The organism is Pseudomonas sp. Pseusp49 (assembly GCF_059491875.1).
The window spans coordinates 3,881,755-3,900,659 of the sequence record NZ_CP168514.1 but is presented as its reverse complement, the minus strand read 5'-3'; the positions used below and the strand labels follow the sequence as shown (position 1 = coordinate 3,900,659).

Here is an 18,905-nt window from a genome sequence, read left to right as displayed (position 1 = left end):
AATTCCAATTTTTGCAACGATCCGTAGGAGCTGCCGCAGGCTGCGATCTTTTGATCTTCATCTTGAAAAGCAACATCAAAAGATCGCAGCCTGCGGCAGCTCCTACAGGGTCAGGCGCGTCTGGCCATCAGGAGTACCGAAGCCGCCGCCGACAGCAACCCGGCGCAGCAGCGGTTGAACAGGCGCTTGCCGGACGGCCTGGCGAACCAGCGGCGCATGTGCAGGCCCATGTAGGCATAGGCGCCGATGGCGATCCATTCCAGCACCAGGAACAGCGCGCCCAACACCATGAACTGCGGCGCGATGGCCTGGGTCGAGTCGACGAATTGCGGCAGGAACGCGGTGAAGATCAGGATCGCCTTGGGGTTGCCGGCCGCCACCAGGAACTCCTGCCGCGCCAGTGCCAAGGTGCCCGCTGGTGCGCTGGTGGCGACGTTCTCGACACCGGGATCGGCGCGCCACAATTGCCAGGCGAGGTAGAACAGATACGCCGCACCCAGGATCTTGATGGCGTAGAACAACAGCTCTGAGGTTTGCAGCACCACCGCCAGCCCCGCCGAGGCCAGGGCAATCATCCCGGCGAACGCCAGCAACCGGCCGATGCCGGCCACGCACGCGGTGCGGTAGCCATAGCGGGTCGAATTGCTGACCGACAGCAGGTTGTTGGGCCCGGGTGCCATGTTGAGGGCGAAGCAGGCCGGCAGAAAGAGGGTGAGGGTGGCGAGGTCCATGGTCGGCTCCTGTAGCAAGAGCGCTATTTTTATCACAGCCCGGCGGTGGTCAGACCCATACAGTGATGGGCGTAAACCACCGTATCAGGGCTCATTTGGCGAATTTTTTCGCCCCGGCGACGCACAGGATCACGGCGACGGTCACACCCAGCATGCCGACGCTGACCTGTTCATGCAGCAGAGTCGCCGCCAGGGTCAACCCGAAAAACGGCTGCAGCAACTGCAATTGTCCAACGGCGGCGATGCCCCCTTGGGCCAGGCCGCGATACCAGAACACGAAACCGATCAGCATGCTGAACAGCGAGACGTACGCCAGGCTGAACCAGGCTGGCGTGCTGATGCCGCTGAACGAAGCCGGCATGCGCATCCAGCTGAGCAGCGCCACGACCGGCAGCGACAGCACCAGCGCCCAGGAAATCACCTGCCAGCCACCGAGGGTGCGCGACAGCTTCGCGCCTTCGGCATAACCCAGGCCACAGGCAAGGATCGCCAGCAGCATCAGGATGTCGCCCTGCGGGGAGGCGCTCAGCCCCTGGGACAGGGCAAAGCCGACCACCAACAGGCTGCCCAGCACCGAGAAAATCCAGAACGCCGCCCGAGGTCGCTCGCCGCCGCGCAGCACGCCGAACACCGCCGTCGCCAGGGGCAACAGGCCGACGAAGACAATGGAGTGCGCGGACGTCAAGTATTGCAGCGCCAGGGCTGTCAGCAGGGGGAATCCGATGACCACGCCGAGGGCGACTATGATCAGCGGGACCAGTTGCTGGCGCGCCGGGCGTTTTTCCTTGAATAACCCCAGCAGGCACAGCGCCAGGATCGCCGCGATGGTCGCCCGCGCAACCGTCAGGAACACCGGGTCGAATTCCAGCACCGCCACCCTGGTCGCCGGCAGCGAGCCGCTGAAGATCACCACACCGATCAGGCCGTTGATCCAGCCGCTGGTGCTGTTTTCCAGCGTCTGGTGTTGCAGGTTCGAAGTCCGTTCCATTTGGCTCACGCTCATTGTCTGATTGCACGAAACCCATCGTATGAGCGAGTATCGATACAATCAAAAAATTGTCATGGATACATCTCGACATGCCTCGATCCCGTTATAAAACGCTGGTGGATGCCTTTGCCGCCGACATCCGTTCCGGGTGTTTGCCGCCGGGCACGCGCCTGCCGACGCACCGGCAACTGGCAACCGAGCACGGTCTGGCGCTGGTCACCGCCAGCCGGGTGTATGCCGAGCTGGAGGGCATGGGCCTGGTCAGTGGCGAGACCGGTCGCGGGACCTTTGTCAGGGAGACCTCGCTGCCGCCGGGGCAGGGCATTTCGCAGCACGTGGTGGCGGCGGGGATGATTGACCTCAATTTCAATTATCCGTCATTGCCCGGGCAGGCCGACCTGCTGCGCCATGCCTTGCGTCAACTGGCGCTGTCCGGTGACCTGGAGGCGCTCCTGCGTTACCAGCCCCACGCAGGGCGCCTGCATGAGCGGGCCTCGGTCGCCCGTCATCTGGCCGAGCGCGGGCTGAACGTGCCGGCCGAGCAGGTGTTGATCGTCAGCGGTGCCCAGCATGGCCTGGCGGTGACGCTGATGACGCTGCTCAAGCCCGGCGATGTCATCGCCGCTGATGCGCTGACCTACCCCGGTTTCAAGACGCTGGCCGAAACCCTGCATCTGGAAGTCTTGCCCATTCCGGTCACCGATACCGGGCCTGATCTGCCGGCCCTGGCAAAACTCTGTCGTAGCCGATCGGTGCGCGCCGTTTATTCGATGCCGACCTTGCATAACCCGCTGGGCTGGGTGATGGATGCCGATCAGCGCGAGCAACTGGTGGCGATAGCGCGCCAGTATGACCTGACGATCATCGAGGACGCCGCCTACGCGTTCCTGGCCGAAAACGTACCGCCACCGCTGGCCGAGCTGGCGCCGGAGAGAACGGTGTACGTGTCCGGTCTGTCGAAGAATATCGCTACCGGCTTGCGCGTCGGCTTTATTGCCGCACCCGTGCAATGGATCGCCGCCTTCGAACGCACCATCATGGCGACCACCTGGAACACCCCCGGCGTGATGACCGCCATCGCCACGGCCTGGCTCGACGATGGCACCGTCGTCCAGCTGGAAGCGCAAAAACGTGCGGACGCCCGGGCCAGGCAAGCCTTGGCCCGGGAGGTGTTGGCGGGACTCAGGACCGTCAGTCACGCGAATTCCTACTTCATCTGGTTGCCGTTGGCGGAAGACGCCCGGGCCGACCAGATCGCCATGGCGCTGATGCGCGAGCAAGTGTCGGTGTCGCCGGCCGAGCCCTTTGCGATTTCAGCCCATGTGCCCCACGCGATACGCCTGGCGTTGGGATCGGTGGACATGGACTCGCTGCGCATTGCCCTGACCAAGGTAAAAAACGTCGTCGGCTATTACTCGTAGCGCCGCAGGGCAGTTTTGTTCAATACGCGAGCCGCTCGGCTCATTACCTTGGGGGCCTTGTTCAACTCGATGGAAGAAGGTGTGCAATGAGTCTGATGATGTCCATGGCGGCGTTTGCGCTGGTCGCGTCCATCACCCCGGGGCCGGTCAATATCGTGGCGTTGAGCGCCGGCGCGAGGTTTGGCTTCCGGGCCAGCCAGCGTCACGTGGCTGGGGCCACGCTGGGGTTTGTCCTGCTGTTGGTGCTGATGGGGCTGGGCCTGCATGAGCTGTTGCAACAGTGGCCGGCGTTGACGCAGTGGGTGCAATGGGCCGGCGTGGCCTTTCTGTTGTACATGGCCTTCAAGCTGGCGGCCGACAATGGGCAGGTGCAAGCCAGTGAGTCGGCGCAGGCCCCGTCGATGTTGTATGGCGCCATCATGCAATGGCTCAACCCCAAGGCCTGGCTGGCCTGCGTGGCCGGCATGGGCGCGTTTGTCGCCGATGGCGAGGCACGTCTGGTCTGGCAGTTTGCCGCGATTTATCTGGTGATCTGCTATGTGTCGGTGGGTTGCTGGGCCTATGCCGGGACGTTTTTGCGCGGCTTCCTGAACAACCCGGCGGGGATGCGGTTGTTCAATCGGGTGATGGCGGCGTTGTTGGTGGTGAGTGCGGTGTACCTGTTGCTGCCGTAATGGCAGCCACTGCAGGTTTTGTGGCGAGGGGGCTTGTTGTGGCAAAGGGGTTTATTGTGGCGAGGGGGCTTGCCCCCGTTGGGCTGCGAAGCGGCCCCCGGCGTTCCTTCAGACATAGGCTGCATGCTGGTTTTACGACGGCTTCGCCGCCGAACGGGGGCAAGCCCCCTCGCCACAGATTTAACTAAACCACAGATTTAACCGAACCACAGATCTAGGTAAAACTTCGGGTATCACCCCCGATACTGCCCCGGTGTCGCCGCCAGATGCTGTTTGAACGCCCGTTGAAAATGCGCCTGATCGGCGAACCCCGCTTCCAGCGCCACGTCCGCGATCAGCTTGCCGCTGCGCAATTGATCCCGGGCGAACTGGATGCGCCGGTTCACCAGGAACGCGTGGGGTGTCATGCCGTAATGCTGTTTGAAGGCGCGGATCAGGTAGGACGGCGACAGTTGCGCCGCCTCGCAAATGTCTTCGAGCCTGAGGGTATGCGTGCAGTGTTCGCGGATGTAATCGGCGGCACGTTCGAGCTTGAAATTGGGTTCGCGCAGCGGATGATCGACCGGGTTGAGTCGCAGCTGCACGTCAGTGAAAAACTCCACGGCCACACTGTGCTTGCGCAGGACATCCTGCTGCGGATCGACCAGCACTTCATACAACTGCGCGAGTCCGGCAAACAACTGGGCATCGCGCGTATGGGTCGCTGAAAAACGGCGAAACGCCGCGTCATCGCTGAACCCGAGCTGGTGCTGCAAATCGGTCAGCCACGGCGTATCGACGTAGAGCATCAGGTACGACCAGGGCTGGTCTTCGATCGGGTTGCAGGCGTGGACGTCGCCGGGGTTCATCAGCACCACCGTGCCGGCGCTGACCTCGAAGGCTGACTGCTCATGGAGATAGGTGCTGCGCCCGGCGGTGATCGCCCCGATGGAAAAGTGTTCGTGGGCGTGCCGGGTGTAGCAGACCTCGCGCCCGTCGGCGATGGCGCGGGCTTCGATGAAGGGCAGGGCGTCATCGCGCCAGAAGCGCGGGGCCTTGTCGGCGTTCTTGGCAACGGCGTGCTTCATGCTCACTCCTCGGCAGGTCAGCGTCCGAGTGTATTAGCTCTCGCCGTCAAAGGCTCGTTGCAGTGTGGCGATATCGAGTTTTTTCATTTGCATCATCGCCTGCATGGCCCGCTGGGACTTTTTCGTGTCGGGGTCTTTGAGCATGTCCATCATCGCGATGGGGACGATCTGCCACGACAGCCCGAACTTGTCCCTCAGCCAGCCACATTGCTGGGCCTCGGGAGCGCCACCGGCCGACAGGTTGCCCCAATAATGGTCGACTTCTTCCTGGCTCAGGCAATTGACCTGAAACGAAACCGCCTCAGTGAACTTGAACAGGGGGCCGCCGTTGAGGCCGGTGAAACTCTGGCCGTCGAGCTCGAAACTGACGGTCATGACCGAGCCTTCGGGCCGCCCGTGGAATTCGAAACCGGCGCGGCCGTAATGGGTGATGGCGGTGATTTTCGAATGGTCGAAGATCGAGCAATAGAACTTCGCCGCTGCTTCGGCCTGATCGTCGAACCACAGGCAGGGCGTGAGTTTTTGTACGCGTTGCATGGCGGGCACTCCTCGGCAGGTTATGCATGCAGGAATACAGCGTAGCCAGCCTGAGTGGGGTCGGCAGTACCGTAGATCGCCAAACAGCCGTTTCAGGAGGCGATCAGAACGCCCACCGGGTGGTCAGTTGCAGGGTGCGCGGTTCGCCATAAAACCCGGTGCCGAAGTTGCCCAGCCCGGTGTAGTAGGTTTTGTCGAACAGGTTCTTCACGTTCAGCGTAGTGCTCAGGTGCTCGTTGAAGCGATAGCGCGCCATCGCGTCCACCAGGGCGTAGCCCGGTTGGCTGATTGTCGTGTATTGACCGAAGTTCACCGTATCGGCAGGGTCGGGACGGAACACCTTGCCGAAGAATTCGCTTTGCCAGTTCACGCCGGCGCCGACGGTGAGCCTGTCCCACGCGCCTGGCAGGCGGTAGGTGCTGAAGACCCGCACCAGCTGTTCCGGTGCCGTGGTTTGCAGCACCGAACCGTAGACGTAATCACCCTGGGCATCGCGGGTGTGGTTGTAGGTGTAGCCGGCCGACAGGTTCCAGCCGTCGCGCAACTCGCCGGCCAGTTCGAACTCGAAGCCTTGGGTGGTGGCACCCTGGACGGCGCGGTACACCGACTCGGCATCAACGCCGCTGACCTGTTCGGCGATGTTGTCCTGTTCGATGCGGTACAGGGCGAAGCTGGCGTTCAGGCGCCCGCCAAAGTATTCGGCCTTGATGCCCGCTTCAAGGCTTTTGCCTTGTACCGGATCGAGCAGTTGGCGGTTGGCGTCCTTGCTCAGTTGCGGCTGATAGATGCCGGTGTAGCTGGTGTACACCGACCAGGTGTCGTCGAGATCATAGACAAGCCCGGCGTAAGGCGTGACGACACCGCTCTGGCGATAGCTGTCGCGCAGGTCGGCGCTGTTCGGGTCGCTGTAGTCCAGATCGTCGTGTCCGCTGAAGTTGCTGACGCGCGCGCCGAGGATCAGCGCCAGGTCGTCGAAGGGTTTGAGCCGGGCGGCCAGGTAGGCGCCGGTCTGGCGCTGGACGATGTCGTCGGTGCCCACCCGAGGGATTTCGGGTTTGGCAAACTCGCCACGCCAGTCGAAGAGGCTGCCGTCCACCGGCGGATACACCGAGCCGTACACCGGGATGTCCTGCCGTGTGTTCAGCGACATGAACCCGGCGATCAGTTCGTGCTCGCGACCTGCCAGGGTGAACGGACCGCTGAGGTTGACGTCGATGTTGTCCTGCACCTGGTCGCCCTTGAACTTGCCCATGTACATGAACATGCCGTCACCGCTGACCGGGTCCGGGTTGCCGCCACTGGCGGAGGCGAGGAAGGTATCGTGCTGGCGGTGCTTGCGGTCGTAACTGACCTTGAGTGTCCAGTCGTTGGCCAGTTGTTGCTGCACGTTGGCGAACAGCGTCTGGTTGGTGAAATCGCGACGGCTCCAGTCGGTGGCCGGGTTGAAGGAGCGGGAGAAATCGGTGCGCGAGCCGTCGCTGTTGTACATCGGGAAACCGGTCCAGCTGGCGCCCCGGGAGCGGGTGTCTTGCTGGTCGATACCGAGGGTGACGAGGGTGTCCGGGGTCAAGTCGGCTTCGACAATGCCGTAGGCGATGTTTCTGGTGTTGCGGTAGTGATCGATGTAGGCGCTGCGGTCCTGATAGACCCCGACCAGACGCCCGCGGACATTTCCGTTGGCGCTCAGCGGACCGGATATATCGCCCTCGCTGCGATAGGTGTCCCAGGAGCCGACGGTGCCGCTGACCGAGGCTTTGAATGCCGGGGTCGGGCGCTTGCGAATCAGGTTGACGGTCGCCGAGGGATCGCCCGCCCCGGTCATCAGGCCGGTCGCGCCCTTGATGATTTCGACACGGTCATAGGGGGCCATGTCGGTGCTGGTGGTGCCGTAGTCGTAGACACCGTCGTAGTCGGTATTGACGCCGTCGTACTGGAAGTTGGTGATTGGCAGGCCACGGCTGGAAAACTCCCAGCGCTCGCTGTCGTAGTTTTGCACGCTGATGCCGGGCGCGCGGCGCAGGGCGTCGACGATGCTGGTGGCGCCCTGGTCGTCCATGAGTTGGCGGGTGATGACCGTGACCGATTGCGGCGTCTCGCGCAGGGACAGCGGCAGGCCGGTGGCTGAAGACGTCGAGCCGACGGTGTAGGAGTGGGAGTCATCGCTGTTGGCCCCGGGGGCCTGCCCGGAAATGTTGGTCGCCCCCAGTTCCAGCGGGCCTTGTATGACGGGGGCGGCGTGCAGCACATACCCGCCATTCCCCTGGCGCTGCGCTTGCAGGCCGCTGCCTTGCAGCAGTCGTTGCAACGCTTGCTGCTGACTGTAGACACCGTTGAGGCCAGGGCTGCGTTTGCCGGCAGCGAGTTCATTGTGTCCGGCGAGAAAGATCCCGGCCTGTTCGGCAAAGCGGTTGAGAACGCTCACCAGCGATCCGCCGGCGATTGCGTAATGGTGTGTCTGGTTGCCGGGTTGTTCGCTCTCGACCAGAGGGGCGGCTTGACTGCGCGACACGTCCAGCCCCGGCAGGACAACCGCCAGCGCCAGCACCAGCGGATGCAAGGCGAAGCGCTGGCGAGTAAGGGTGGCGCGCGGCATGGAGTTCCCGGAAGTCGGATCAATCTGCATTCGTAGTGCTTGAAGGACTAACCGAGCGAAAAAGGCAAAAGGGAACCGACGTGCCGGAAAAAAACCTCATCAGGTTTTCGGGCCTACATTGACCCACCACTCCAGCGGCTTCTGCACCCGTACCGGCAATGCAGCTTCCAGCAGGCGCAAGGCCTGATCGGTGTCCTTGAGCGGGAACGCGCCCATGACCGGCAGCCCGGCCACCGCGGGGTCACATCCCAGATGCCCGGGGCGATAGCGGCTCAGTTCTTCGAGCAACTGCCCCAGCGGCAGGTTGTCCGCCAGCAACAGGCCGCGGCGCCAGGCTTCGCGGCCGGCCGACGCAGCGGTCGGTGCCCGCGTGTGGTCTTGTGTAAAACACAGCTGCTGTCCGGCCTTGATCACCTGCACCTGACCCTGGGTCGTGCGGACTTCAACTGCGCCTTCGTAGACATTCAACAGCGTTTGCCGGTCTTCCTGGCGCACGCTGAAACGCGTGCCCAGTGCGCGCAGGCGGCCCTCGACGGTTTGCACCAGCAGCGGGCGGCTGGTGTCGCTGGCGGTGTTGATCAACACCTCTCCGGCCTGCAACAGCAACAACCGTTGTGCGGTGTCGAAACGTACATCCAACGCGCTGAGGGCGTTGAGCCAGATCCGGCTGCCGTCGCTGAGGCGGGCTTCCCGGGTTTCGCCGGTGCCGGTGGAGAGGTCGGCGGTCCATCGGGCCAGGGCCAGCGGCAGGGCGCCTTGCTGCCATGCGCTCCAGCCGAGCCAACTGCCCGACACCAGGACCAGCAGGCTCTTGACCGTCTGGCGGCGGCTGATGGAAGCGCGCCCGCTGTTGCGTAATACGTGGCCGGCCGCTTGCTGATGATTGTCCTGTAGCGCGGCAAAGCGCTGGCTCACACGCTCGACATAGTGCCACGCGGCCTGATGCTCGCCGCTTTGCGCCAGCCAGGCTTGCCAATGCTCGCGTTCCTGCTCGCTGGCGTGCTGGTCGTTGAGTTGCACGTACCAGCTTGCCGCCTGTTCGAGGCTGGCGTGGCTGATGCTGCTAGTGGCGGCGCGGGTCATTGAATCAGCAGGCCGTCGAGTTCGGCTTCGAGCATTGCGCAATGCATCAGCGCCTGGGCCAGGTACTTTTTCACCATGCGCTCGCTGACGCCGATTTCTTCGGCAATGTTTCGGTAGGGCAACCCATGCACCTGCGCCAGAACGAACGCATCGCGCACCCGCTGGGGCAAGCGCTGTAGCATGGCATCCACTTCGTACAGGGTTTCGACGATGATCGCCCGCTGCTCCGGCGAAGGCTGGACGGCCTGGGGCTGCGCGGCCAGGGTCTCGAGCCAGGCCTGTTCCAGCTGGCGACGACGCCAGTGGTCAATGCACAGGCCTCGGGCGATGGTCGCCAGATAAGAGCGTTCGTGGGTTTCCCCGTCAAACACCTGCGGACGCTTGAGCACCCGAATGAAGGTGTCATGGGCCAGGTCGGCGGCATCGAACGCATTGTTCAAGCGTCGGCGCAGTAACTCGTGCAGCCAGTGGTGGTGGTTGGCGTAGAGGTTCTGGACGCAGGAGGAGTCGGCAACCGTCATCGTGAGCACATGTCCATGGGCGATCCGTACGCCTATGCAAATAAGAATTGATCGCGATTAAAGCAGAAGGCCTGTGAACGTGCAAATGATATTGGTTTGCTTTTACGGAGTTCGATCCTGATTCGATTGAGGGCAAGGCTCTAGGGAAGGGGTCCGGGACCGCCCACTGTGGCGGCCTTTGCATGACCGGTGGTCGATGCACCAAGGTCTGGCGGCAAATCTGCGCTTAGCTGAAGGGATAAGCCGAGGCGCGCGCAGGTTGTACAAGTCTGCAGCGACGCCCCTTCAGATCACCGTGAGTCTGAGGAACCGCGCCATGCTCACCCTGAACATCAATGGCCAGGATCAGGAGCTGGATGTCCCCGCCGACATGCCGTTGCTCTGGGTCTTGCGCGATGTCGTTCACCTCACCGGCACCAAGTTCGGTTGCGGCATCGCCCAATGCGGAGCCTGCACCGTGCACGTCGATGGCGCGCCGCTACGCGCCTGCATCACGCCGGCCACCGCCGTCGCCCATGGACAAAAGATTCTCACCATCGAGGGCCTGTCGGCGGACGGCTCGCACCCGGTGCAACAGGCCTGGGCGGAGCTCGACGTGGTCCAGTGCGGTTACTGTCAGTCCGGGCAGATCATGTCGGCGGCAGCATTGCTGGCGAAAATTCCCAAACCGACCGACAGCGACATCGATCAGGCGCTGTCCGGCAACATCTGCCGCTGCGGCACTTACCCGCGGATTCGCGCAGCGGTCAAGCGCGCCGCCGAGCTGGGCTGAGGTGGCCATGAACAGCATCAACGGGTTATCGCGCCGTGGTTTTCTCAAGGGCAGTGCTGTGCTGGGTGGTGGGCTGGTGGTGGCGTTTGTCATGCCCGGCACCCATCGGTTCGCCATGGGGGCGGAAAATCAGGGCAAGGTGTTTGCGCCCAACGCTTTCCTGCGTATTGGCAATGACAACAGCGTCACCGTGTTGCTCGGCCATTCGGAAATGGGCCAGGGCATCTGGACCGGCCTGACCATGCTGATTGCCGAAGAACTGGACGCCGACTGGTCGAAGATCCGCGTCGAGCATTCCCCGGCATCGGCCGCCGATTACGGCATGCCGGGGTTTGGCGGGATGCAGATCACCGGCGGCTCGACTTCGACCTGGATGGAATTCGATCGCTATCGTCTGGCCGGCGCGGCGGCGCGCTTGATGTTGATCGATGCCGCGGCCAAGCGTTTCAACGTCGCTCCCTCGCAGATTCATACAGAGTCGGGCGTGGTGGTTGCCGGTGAGCATCGCGCCACCTACGGCGAGTTGGCCGATGATGCCGGACAGCTGCCACCGCCGGACCCGGCCTCGATCAAACTCAAGGACGCGAAAGACTGGCGGCTGATCGGTAAACCCACAAAACGCCTGGACACACCGGAGAAAATCACCGGCCGGGCGAAATTCGGCATGGACGTGCAGTTCGATGGGCTGATGACGGCGATGGTCGCCCGTTCGCCCACCTTCGGTGGCAGTGTCAAATCCTTTGAAGGCGCCGAGGCGCTGGCGATTCCCGGCGTGCACAAAGTGGTGCAAGTGCCGACGGGCATTGCGGTGATTGCCGATCATTATTGGGCGGCGAAGCTGGGGCGCGATGCGCTGAAAGTCGAGTGGAACCCGGGGCCGAACGCGGGGCTCAATAGCCGGGCGCTGCTGGAAAGCTTCCGCAAACTCGCCGCCACCCCTGGCCTGAACGCCGGTCAGGCGGGCGATACCCAGGCTGCGCTGGCGAAAGCGGCCAAGACCATCGACGCCGAATACAGCGTGCCTTATCTGGCCCACGCGCCGATGGAACCGCTTAACTGCACCGTGAGCATCAGCAAGGACAAGTGCGAAATCTGGACCGGCACCCAGTTCCAGACCCTGGACCAGATGGTCGCCGGGCAAATCACCGGGCTCAAGCCCGAGCAAGTCGAGATCCATACCGAGTTTCTCGGTGGCGGCTTCGGGCGTCGGGCCAATCCGACTTCGGATTTCGTCAGCGAAGCGGTGCATGTCGCCAAGGCCGCCGGTATGCCGGTGAAAACCGTATGGGCGCGGGAGGATGACATCCGCGGCGGTTATTACCGTTCGGCGTTCCTGCACCATGCGCGTATCGGGCTGGGTGCTGACGGCCTGCCGTTGGCCTGGAAGCATGTGATGGTCGGGCAGTCGATCATGGCCGGGACCTCGCTCGAAGCGAGCATGGTCAAGGACGGGATCGACAAGACCTCGGTCGAAGGCGTGGCCGATAGCCCTTACTTCGAAGGACTGGCCAATCACCAGATCGAACTGCACTCGCCGCAAACAGGGATCAGCGTGTTGTGGCTGCGCTCGGTAGGGCACACCCATACCGCGTTTGTCATGGAGTCGCTGATCGATGAACTGGCGACGGCGGCCGGCAAGGACCCGGTGGAGTACCGGCGCACCTTGCTCAAGGATCATCCGCGCCACCTCGGTGTGTTGAACCTGGCGGTGGAGAAGGCCAACTGGAAGGCGCCGCTGCCGGACGGCCATGCCCTGGGTGTGGCGGTGCATGAATCGTTCGGCAGTTATGTGGCGCAAGTGGCCGAGGTGTCCGAGGACAACCTCGCCATCCGCGTGCACCGGGTGGTGTGTGCGGTGGATTGCGGCATTGCGGTTAACCCGCAGAGCATCGCCGCGCAGATGGAGTCATGCATTACCTTCGGCCTGAGCTTCGCCTTGCACAGCAAGCTGACGCTCAAGGACGGGCAGGTGGTGCAGTCCAACTATCACGACTATCAGGTGCTGCGGCTCAACGAAATGCCGGTGGTCGAAGTGCATATCGTGCCCAGCAGTGATAAACCCGGCGGTATCGGCGAAACCGGTGTGCCACCCACGGCGCCGGCGGTGGCCAACGCGGTGTTTGCCCTGACCGGGCAGCGCCTGCGCGAACTGCCCTTGCAGCTGTCGGGGGTGTGAGATGAAACGTCATCACTGGTTGCTTGGGGCGGTGATCCTGGTCTGTCTTGTGGCCTACGCGTCGCATGTATTCGCCGATGACCGCGAGGCCTTGCAGGCGTTCGACACCGTGCAGAAGGTCTTCCAGAGCCCGCGTTGCCAGAACTGCCACATTCCCGGGGATTCGCCGCTGCAATTCGATGCCGGCGTGCCCCATGCGATGAATGTCGTGCGTGGCATGGATGGCAAGGGCGCGGCCGGGTTGCCCTGTGCAACCTGCCATGCGCAAAGCAATCCACCGGCCAGTTATGGTCCTCATGCGCCGCCCGGGGCGCCACACTGGAGTCTGCCGCCGGCAGCGCAGCGGATGGCCTGGATCGGCCTGCCGGCCGACCGGCTGTGCGCGATGATCAAGGATCGCGCCAGCAACGGCGACCGGGATTTCGCCGCGCTGATCAAGCACGTCAGCGACGACAAACTGGTGCTGTGGGGCTGGAATCCGGGCGGCAATCGCGCGCCGGTGCCGGTACCGCACGACCTCTTCGTCAGCCAATTCAAACGCTGGGCCGATGCAGGAGGGCCGTGCCCGGTGACGGGTAGCTGACCAACGGCACGCCTGCAGGGAGTCAATGCGGGTATGGGCGACTCTAACGTGCATACCTGCAATGGGAGTGAACGATGTTGATCTCAGGCAAAACGGGCAAATCGGGTCGTTCCGCGAGCCCGTTGCTTACGCCACAGCAAGAACGGGAGCGGCTGCGTGAAATGGCGCGCCAGGCCGAGCGAGAGCTGGCGGGCGTGCAAATGGCAAGCATGGATGAGCTGACGCTGCTGTCCAATCGCCATGGCTTCACCGCGCTGGCCCGGCTCGGACTGGAGGCTTGCCGGGCGCTGGAGACGCCGGCGACATTGCTGTACTTCTCCCTAGATGAGTTCAAGCGCATCAGCTATCTGTATGGCCGGGCCAAAGGTGACGATGCGCTCAAGACCTTCGCCGATGTCCTGCGCATCGGGTTTCGAGAAAACGATGTGGTCGGCCGGCTCGAAGGCGATCGGTTCGTGGCGCTGCTGACCGGGTCGGGCACCGTGGAGACTGGGGCGATCAAGGCACGCCTCAATGAGATACTCGATGAGCGCAACGCTGCGGCGCATAGCAGTTATGACATTCATTTCAGCGTTGTGCAGGTTGAATATGACCCGGTTGTGCATGGCTCGATCGAGGAGTTGCTGGGGGAAGCTGAGAGTGTGATGAGCCGTTAGGGCTGTGTTGTGTTGGCGGGCCTCTTCGCGGGCAAGTCGAATCGTCGCACCGCCGCTCCCACAATGGCCGGCGTTGTTCTCAAATGGCCGGATCACCACGATACCCTGTGGGAGCTGGCTTGCCAGCGAAGGCGTCCTGACAGACACCACCTATTTGGCAAACAACTGCCCAATATCCTTGAATGCCTTGAACTCCAGCGCATTCCCGCTAGGATCGAACAGAAACATCGTCGCCTGTTCGCCCACCAGCCCCTGAAAACGAATCCCGGGCTCAATCACGAAGCGAGTTCCCAGTGACTTCAGCCGCTCGGCCAGCGCTTCCCACTCTGCCATCCCGAGTACCACGCCAAAATGCGGCACTGGCACATCGTGGCCATCGACGGCATTGGTGTGGGCTGCTTCTTGCGAAGGGTTTTTCGGTGCCAGGTGAATCACCAGTTGATGGCCGAAAAAATTGAAATCGACCCAATGGTCGCTCGATCGACCTTCTTCCAGGCCAAACACCGCGCCATAAAAGTGCCGGGCGGCGGGCAAGTCGTAGACCGGAATGGCCAGGTGAAAAGGGGAGAGTTGCATCGGGCGAACCTCGGTGGTGGGGTGGGCGTGTGTTGAGTTTAGTCCTGTGCTTTTTGATTGAAAGACGATAATTTTTGCGTCGAGCTCAAATTATTTCGATCAATCGAGGCCGCCATGCTGCGAGAACTGAAAACCTTTGTCGCTGTGGCGCGTCACGGCACCTTCGCCGCGGCTGGCATGCATATCGGCCTGACGCAGTCGGCCGTGAGCGCGCAGATTCGCAACCTGGAACAGGCCCTGGGCATCCGTCTGTTCGACCGCACCGGCCGCCAGGCGCTGCTCAATGCGGCGGGGCAGCGTGCGTTGCCGATGGCCAGGGAAATGCTCGAAACCTTCAACCGCATGGCGGTCAGTGACGATGTCAGCGAGTACCGTGGCGAGTTGAGAATCGGCGCGGTGGCGACCGCCCAGACCGGGCTGCTGCCTCAGGCGCTGCTGCGATTGCGCCAGCAGGCGCCCTTGCTGGAGCCCAAGCTGGTGCCGGGTGTGTCACTGAACCTGCTGAGTCAGGTGGACACCGGAGAAGTGGACCTGGCGATCCTGATCAAGCCGCCATTCGAGTTGCCCAAGGAGTTGTCCGCGCAGGTGATTCGCCGGGAACCATTCGTGCTGATCGTACCGGCGGACCTGGACGGCGATGATCCGTTGCAGCTGCTCGCCGAGCACCCGCATGTGCGTTACGACCGCAATTCGTTTGGCGGGCGACTGGTGACGCGTTTTTTGCGCGAACAGCAGATCGAAGTGCACGGGGCACTGGAGCTGGATGAGTTGGAGGCCATTGTCAAAATGGTCGAGTGTGGGTTGGGGATTTCGTTGTTGCCGCAGGCGGGGTTGTGGCTTGAGCATGGGGCCGGGGTGCGAGTCATCCCCTTGGGCGAGTTGACGTTTTATCGGGAGATTGTGTTGTTGCAGCGGTACAGCCAGCGAATGCAGCCGATTCAGCAGTTGTTTGCGCGGTGTTTGTTGTGAAGATCAAAAGATCGCAGCCTTCGGCAGCTCCTACAAAGAGCTGCGATCTTTTGATCTTGAACACATAAAAAACCCGCCAATCAAGGCGGGTTTTTTATTGGCTGACCGAAGATTACTCTTCGAGGCTGCCCATGGCCGTGGTGTTGAAGCCACCGTCCACGTACATGATTTCACCGCTGATGCCGGACGCCAGGTCCGAGCACAGGAAGGCGCCGGCGTTGCCGACTTCTTCGATGGTGACGTTGCGGCGCAGCGGGGTTTGCGCTTCGTTGGCGGCCAGCATCTTGCGGAAGTTCTTGATGCCGGAAGCGGCGAGGGTGCGGATCGGGCCTGCCGATACGCAGTTGACGCGGGTACCGTCCGGGCCCAGGGAGCCGGCCAGGTAACGTACGCCGGCTTCCAGGGAAGCTTTGGCCATGCCCATCACGTTGTAGTTCGGCATGGTGCGCTCGGCACCCAGGTACGACAGGGTCAGCAGGCTGCCGTTGCGGCCTTTCATCATTTCGCGGCCGGCCTTGGCCAGGGCCACGAAGCTGTAGGCGCTGATGTCGTGAGCAATGCGGAAACCTTCACGGGTGGTGGCTTCGGTGAAGTCGCCGTCCAGTTGGTCGCCCGGGGCGAAGCCGACGGAGTGCACGATGCAGTCCAGGCCGTCCCACTTCTTGCCCAGCTCAACGAAGACCTTGGCGATTTCTTCATCGCTGGCCACGTCGCACGGGAAGCACAGCTCAGGGTTCGAACCCCAGCTCTGTGCGAACTCTTCGACACGACCCTTGAGTTTGTCGTTCTGATAAGTGAAGGCAAGCTCAGCGCCCTCGCGATGCATGGCGGCAGCAATGCCGGATGCGATGGACAGCTTGCTGGCGACACCGACGATCAGTACGCGCTTACCGGCGAGAAAACCCATGTGTTGCTCCTCTTTCAGGTTATTGCGCAGTGGCTGGAGCCAAAAAAGCGGCTTCCAGCAACTGCTGTGTATACGGATGTTGGGGGGCGGCAAAAATGCTTTGCGCGTCTCCCTGTTCGACCACTTGGCCATGCTTGACCACCATCAACTGGTGGCTCAGCGCTTTCACCACAGCCAGGTCATGGCTGATAAACAGATACGTCAGGTTGTACTTGGTTTGCAGCGAACGCAAAAGCTCCACTACCTGGCGCTGTACCGTGCGGTCGAGGGCCGAAGTCGGCTCGTCCAGCAAAATCAACGCCGGTTTTAACACCAATGCCCGGGCAATGGCGATTCTCTGCCGTTGCCCGCCGGAAAATTCGTGGGGGTAGCGGTGCCGGGTGTCCGGATCCAGGCCTACCTCCTTGAGTGCTGCAATGATCGCTTGTTCCTGTTGCGCCTCGGTGCCCATCTTGTGGATCCGCAGGCCTTCGCCAACGATGTCGTTGACGCACATCCGTGGGCTCAGGCTGCCGTAAGGGTCCTGAAACACCACTTGCATCTCCCGCCGCAACGGCCGGACCTGTTGCTGCGTCAGGTTGTCCAGCGCCTGGCCTTCAAAGCGAATGGCGCCTTTGCTGGCGATCAGCCGCAAAATCGCCAGGCCCAGGGTCGATTTGCCGGAACCGCTTTCACCCACTATCCCCAGGGTCTGGCCCTGGGGCAGGCTGAAATTGATGCCGTCGACCGCCTTGACGTAATCCACCGTGCGCTTGAGCAAGCCTTTCTTGATCGGAAACCAGACTTTCAGGTCCTCGACCGCCAGCAGGGGCGGGCCGATCACGTTGCTTGCGGGCTTGCCGCCGGGCTCCGCTGCCAGCAGTTCCCGAGTGTACGGATGCTGCGGCGCGCGGAACAATTCTTCGCACGATGCCTGTTCGACGATGCAACCTTGCTGCATGACACATACGCGATGCGCAATTCTTCGCACAAGGTTCAAATCGTGGCTGATCAGCAGCAGCGCCATGCCCAGGCGGGCCTGCAATTCCTTGAGCAATTCGAGGATTTTCAGCTGAACGGTCACGTCCAGCGCGGTGGTCGGCTCGTCGGCGATCAGCAGTTCCGGTTCGTTGGCCAGGGCCATGGCGATCATCACTCGCTGACGCTGGCCGCCGGACAATTCGTGGGGCAGGGCCTTGAGGCGCTTGTGCGGCTCGGGGATACCGACCATCTCCAGCAACTCCAGGGTGCGTTTGGTCGCGACCTTGCCGCTCAGGCCCTTGTGGATGCCCAGCACCTCGTTGATCTGCTTTTCGATCGAGTGCAGCGGATTGAGCGAGGTCATCGGCTCCTGGAAGATCATCGCAATCCGGTTGCCACGAATGTGGCGGATGGTTTTTTCCTTCAGGTCCAGCAGGTTCTGCCCGGAATACTCGATGGTACCGGAGGGATGGCGGGCGAGCGGGTAGGGCAGCAGGCGCAGGATCGAATGCGCGGTCACCGATTTGCCGGAACCGCTCTCGCCGACCAGGGCCAGGGTTTCGCCGCGCCTGATGTCGAAGCTGATGCCTTCGACGGCCCGCTGACAACGATTGCCGACGACAAATTCGACGGACAGGTTGCGCACTTCGATCAGATTTTCCTGATTCATTTCACTTCCTCGGGTCGAAGGCATCGCGAGCGGATTCGCCGATGAACACCAGCAGGCTCAACATCAGGGCCAGCACCGCAAAGGCGCTGATGCCCAGCCAGGGCGCCTGCAGGTTGGATTTGCCTTGGGCCACCAGTTCACCCAGCGACGGGCTGCCCGCCGGCAGACCGAAACCGAGGAAGTCCAGGGCGGTCAGTGTACCGATGGCGCCGGTGAGGATGAACGGCATGAAGGTCATGGTCGAGACCATCGCGTTGGGCAGGATATGGCGGAACATGATCGCGCCGTTCTGCATGCCCAGGGCGCGGGCTGCGCGTACGTATTCCAGGTTGCGCCCGCGCAGGAACTCGGCGCGCACCACGTCCACCAGGCTCATCCACGAGAACAGCAGCATGATCCCCAGCAACCACCAGAAGTTGGGTTGCACGAAGCTGGCGAGGATGATCAGCAGGTACAGCACCGGCAGCCCGGACCAGATCTCCAGGAAGCGCTGCCCGGCCAGGTCCACCCAGCCGCCGTAGAAACCCTGCAAGGCGCCGGCGATCACGCCGATGATCGAGCTGAGCACGGTCAGGGTCAGGGCGAACAGCACCGAAATGCGGAAACCGTAGATCACCCGGGCCAGCACGTCGCGGCCCTGGTCGTCGGTGCCCAGCAGGTTGTCCGTCGAGGGTGGGGCCGGGGCCGGGACTTTCAGGTCGTAGTTGATGCTCTGGTAGCTGTAGGGAATCGGCGCCCACAGCACCCAGGCGTCCTTGGCCTTGAGCAGTTCGCGGATGTACGGACTCTTGTAGTTGGCCTCCAGCGGAAATTCGCCGCCGAAGGTGGTTTCCGGGTAGCGCTTGAGCGCCGGGAAGTACCAGTTGTTGTCGTAATGCACCGCCAGCGGCTTGTCGTTGGCGATCAGCTCGGCGCCCAGGCTGGCGCCGAACAGGATCAGGAACAGCCACAGCGACCACCAGCCACGCTTGTTGGCCTTGAACAGTTCGAAGCGTCGGCGATTGAGAGGGGACAGGTTCAT

At 62.5% G+C, this 18,905-nt stretch carries 18 protein-coding genes; 7 read left to right on the top strand and 11 right to left on the bottom strand.

What is annotated here, in order from left to right:
• Positions 1-110: 110 nt before the first annotated feature.
• Together ACEN83_RS17385 and ACEN83_RS17380 are read right to left on the bottom strand one after the other, a co-directional pair.
• Positions 111-731: a LysE family translocator gene (locus tag ACEN83_RS17385; RefSeq protein ID WP_258681197.1), complete on the bottom strand. Its 621-nt coding sequence runs from the start codon at positions 729-731 to the stop codon at positions 111-113.
• Positions 732-822: 91 nt separating this feature from the next.
• Positions 823-1,719, bottom strand: a complete 897-nt coding sequence (locus ACEN83_RS17380; protein WP_495577858.1) for a DMT family transporter — start codon at positions 1,717-1,719, stop codon at positions 823-825.
• A gap of 89 nt (positions 1,720-1,808) precedes the next feature.
• On the opposite strand from ACEN83_RS17380, the gene ACEN83_RS17375 reads away from it, so the two are divergent.
• A complete protein-coding gene (locus ACEN83_RS17375) occupies positions 1,809-3,140 on the top strand; it encodes an aminotransferase-like domain-containing protein (RefSeq protein WP_495577857.1) in 1,332 nt (443 codons plus the stop codon).
• An 86-nt stretch (positions 3,141-3,226) separates the two neighbouring features.
• Entirely contained in the window at positions 3,227-3,814 is a 588-nt protein-coding gene (locus ACEN83_RS17370; protein ID WP_495577856.1) for a LysE family translocator, read from the top strand.
• 233 nt (positions 3,815-4,047) lie between these two features.
• Here the strand turns inward: ACEN83_RS17370 and ACEN83_RS17365 are convergent, their stop codons facing one another.
• The 5 genes from ACEN83_RS17365 to ACEN83_RS17345 form a co-directional block, all read right to left on the bottom strand.
• A complete protein-coding gene (locus ACEN83_RS17365) occupies positions 4,048-4,881 on the bottom strand; it encodes an AraC family ligand binding domain-containing protein (protein ID WP_495577855.1) in 834 nt (277 codons plus the stop codon).
• Positions 4,882-4,914: 33 nt separating this feature from the next.
• The gene (locus ACEN83_RS17360) at positions 4,915-5,418 is read right to left on the bottom strand and encodes a VOC family protein (protein WP_495577854.1); all 504 of its coding nucleotides are present in this window, start codon (positions 5,416-5,418) and stop codon (positions 4,915-4,917) included.
• Positions 5,419-5,521: 103 nt separating this feature from the next.
• Entirely contained in the window at positions 5,522-8,011 is a 2,490-nt protein-coding gene (locus ACEN83_RS17355) for a TonB-dependent siderophore receptor (protein ID WP_495577853.1), read from the bottom strand.
• 99 nt (positions 8,012-8,110) lie between these two features.
• Positions 8,111-9,094, bottom strand: a complete 984-nt coding sequence (locus ACEN83_RS17350) for a FecR domain-containing protein (protein WP_495577852.1) — start codon at positions 9,092-9,094, stop codon at positions 8,111-8,113.
• The gene (locus ACEN83_RS17345; RefSeq protein WP_495577851.1) at positions 9,091-9,615 is read right to left on the bottom strand and encodes a sigma-70 family RNA polymerase sigma factor; all 525 of its coding nucleotides are present in this window, start codon (positions 9,613-9,615) and stop codon (positions 9,091-9,093) included. Before ACEN83_RS17345 ends, ACEN83_RS17350 begins: the two co-directional genes overlap by 4 nt.
• A gap of 316 nt (positions 9,616-9,931) precedes the next feature.
• On the opposite strand from ACEN83_RS17345, the gene ACEN83_RS17340 reads away from it, so the two are divergent.
• The 4 genes from ACEN83_RS17340 to ACEN83_RS17325 all read left to right on the top strand — a co-directional run bounded on the left by ACEN83_RS17340 (position 9,932) and on the right by ACEN83_RS17325 (position 13,802).
• Entirely contained in the window at positions 9,932-10,387 is a 456-nt protein-coding gene (locus ACEN83_RS17340) for a (2Fe-2S)-binding protein (RefSeq protein WP_116579229.1), read from the top strand.
• A 7-nt stretch (positions 10,388-10,394) separates the two neighbouring features.
• Positions 10,395-12,563 (top strand): xanthine dehydrogenase family protein molybdopterin-binding subunit, encoded by a 2,169-nt coding sequence (locus tag ACEN83_RS17335; RefSeq protein ID WP_495577850.1) that lies wholly within the window; start codon positions 10,395-10,397, stop codon positions 12,561-12,563.
• A gap of 1 nt (position 12,564) precedes the next feature.
• On the top strand, positions 12,565-13,146 hold the full coding sequence (locus ACEN83_RS17330; RefSeq protein ID WP_495577849.1) for a hypothetical protein: 582 nt from the start codon (positions 12,565-12,567) through the stop codon (positions 13,144-13,146).
• A 74-nt stretch (positions 13,147-13,220) separates the two neighbouring features.
• Entirely contained in the window at positions 13,221-13,802 is a 582-nt protein-coding gene (locus ACEN83_RS17325; RefSeq protein ID WP_495577848.1) for a GGDEF domain-containing protein, read from the top strand.
• Positions 13,803-13,952: 150 nt separating this feature from the next.
• On the opposite strand, the gene ACEN83_RS17320 is transcribed toward ACEN83_RS17325, so the two are convergent.
• Positions 13,953-14,378 (bottom strand): VOC family protein, encoded by a 426-nt coding sequence (locus ACEN83_RS17320; protein ID WP_495577847.1) that lies wholly within the window; start codon positions 14,376-14,378, stop codon positions 13,953-13,955.
• 114 nt (positions 14,379-14,492) lie between these two features.
• Between ACEN83_RS17320 and ACEN83_RS17315 the strand changes: the two genes are divergently transcribed.
• Positions 14,493-15,347 carry a LysR family transcriptional regulator gene (locus tag ACEN83_RS17315; protein ID WP_495577846.1) on the top strand — a complete coding sequence of 285 codons (855 nt, stop codon included), beginning with the start codon at positions 14,493-14,495 and terminating at the stop codon, positions 15,345-15,347.
• 112 nt (positions 15,348-15,459) lie between these two features.
• On the opposite strand, the gene fabI is transcribed toward ACEN83_RS17315, so the two are convergent.
• The 3 genes from fabI to ACEN83_RS17300 are packed head-to-tail and all read right to left on the bottom strand — an operon-like array spanning position 15,460 to position 18,905.
• Positions 15,460-16,254 carry an enoyl-ACP reductase FabI gene (gene fabI / locus ACEN83_RS17310; RefSeq protein WP_007979113.1) on the bottom strand — a complete coding sequence of 265 codons (795 nt, stop codon included), beginning with the start codon at positions 16,252-16,254 and terminating at the stop codon, positions 15,460-15,462.
• Positions 16,255-16,273: 19 nt separating this feature from the next.
• Complete coding sequence (locus ACEN83_RS17305; protein WP_495577845.1) at positions 16,274-17,884, bottom strand: ABC transporter ATP-binding protein; 1,611 nt, start codon at positions 17,882-17,884, stop codon at positions 16,274-16,276.
• Position 17,885: 1 nt separating this feature from the next.
• The gene (locus ACEN83_RS17300) at positions 17,886-18,905 is read right to left on the bottom strand and encodes an ABC transporter permease (RefSeq protein WP_007979115.1); all 1,020 of its coding nucleotides are present in this window, start codon (positions 18,903-18,905) and stop codon (positions 17,886-17,888) included.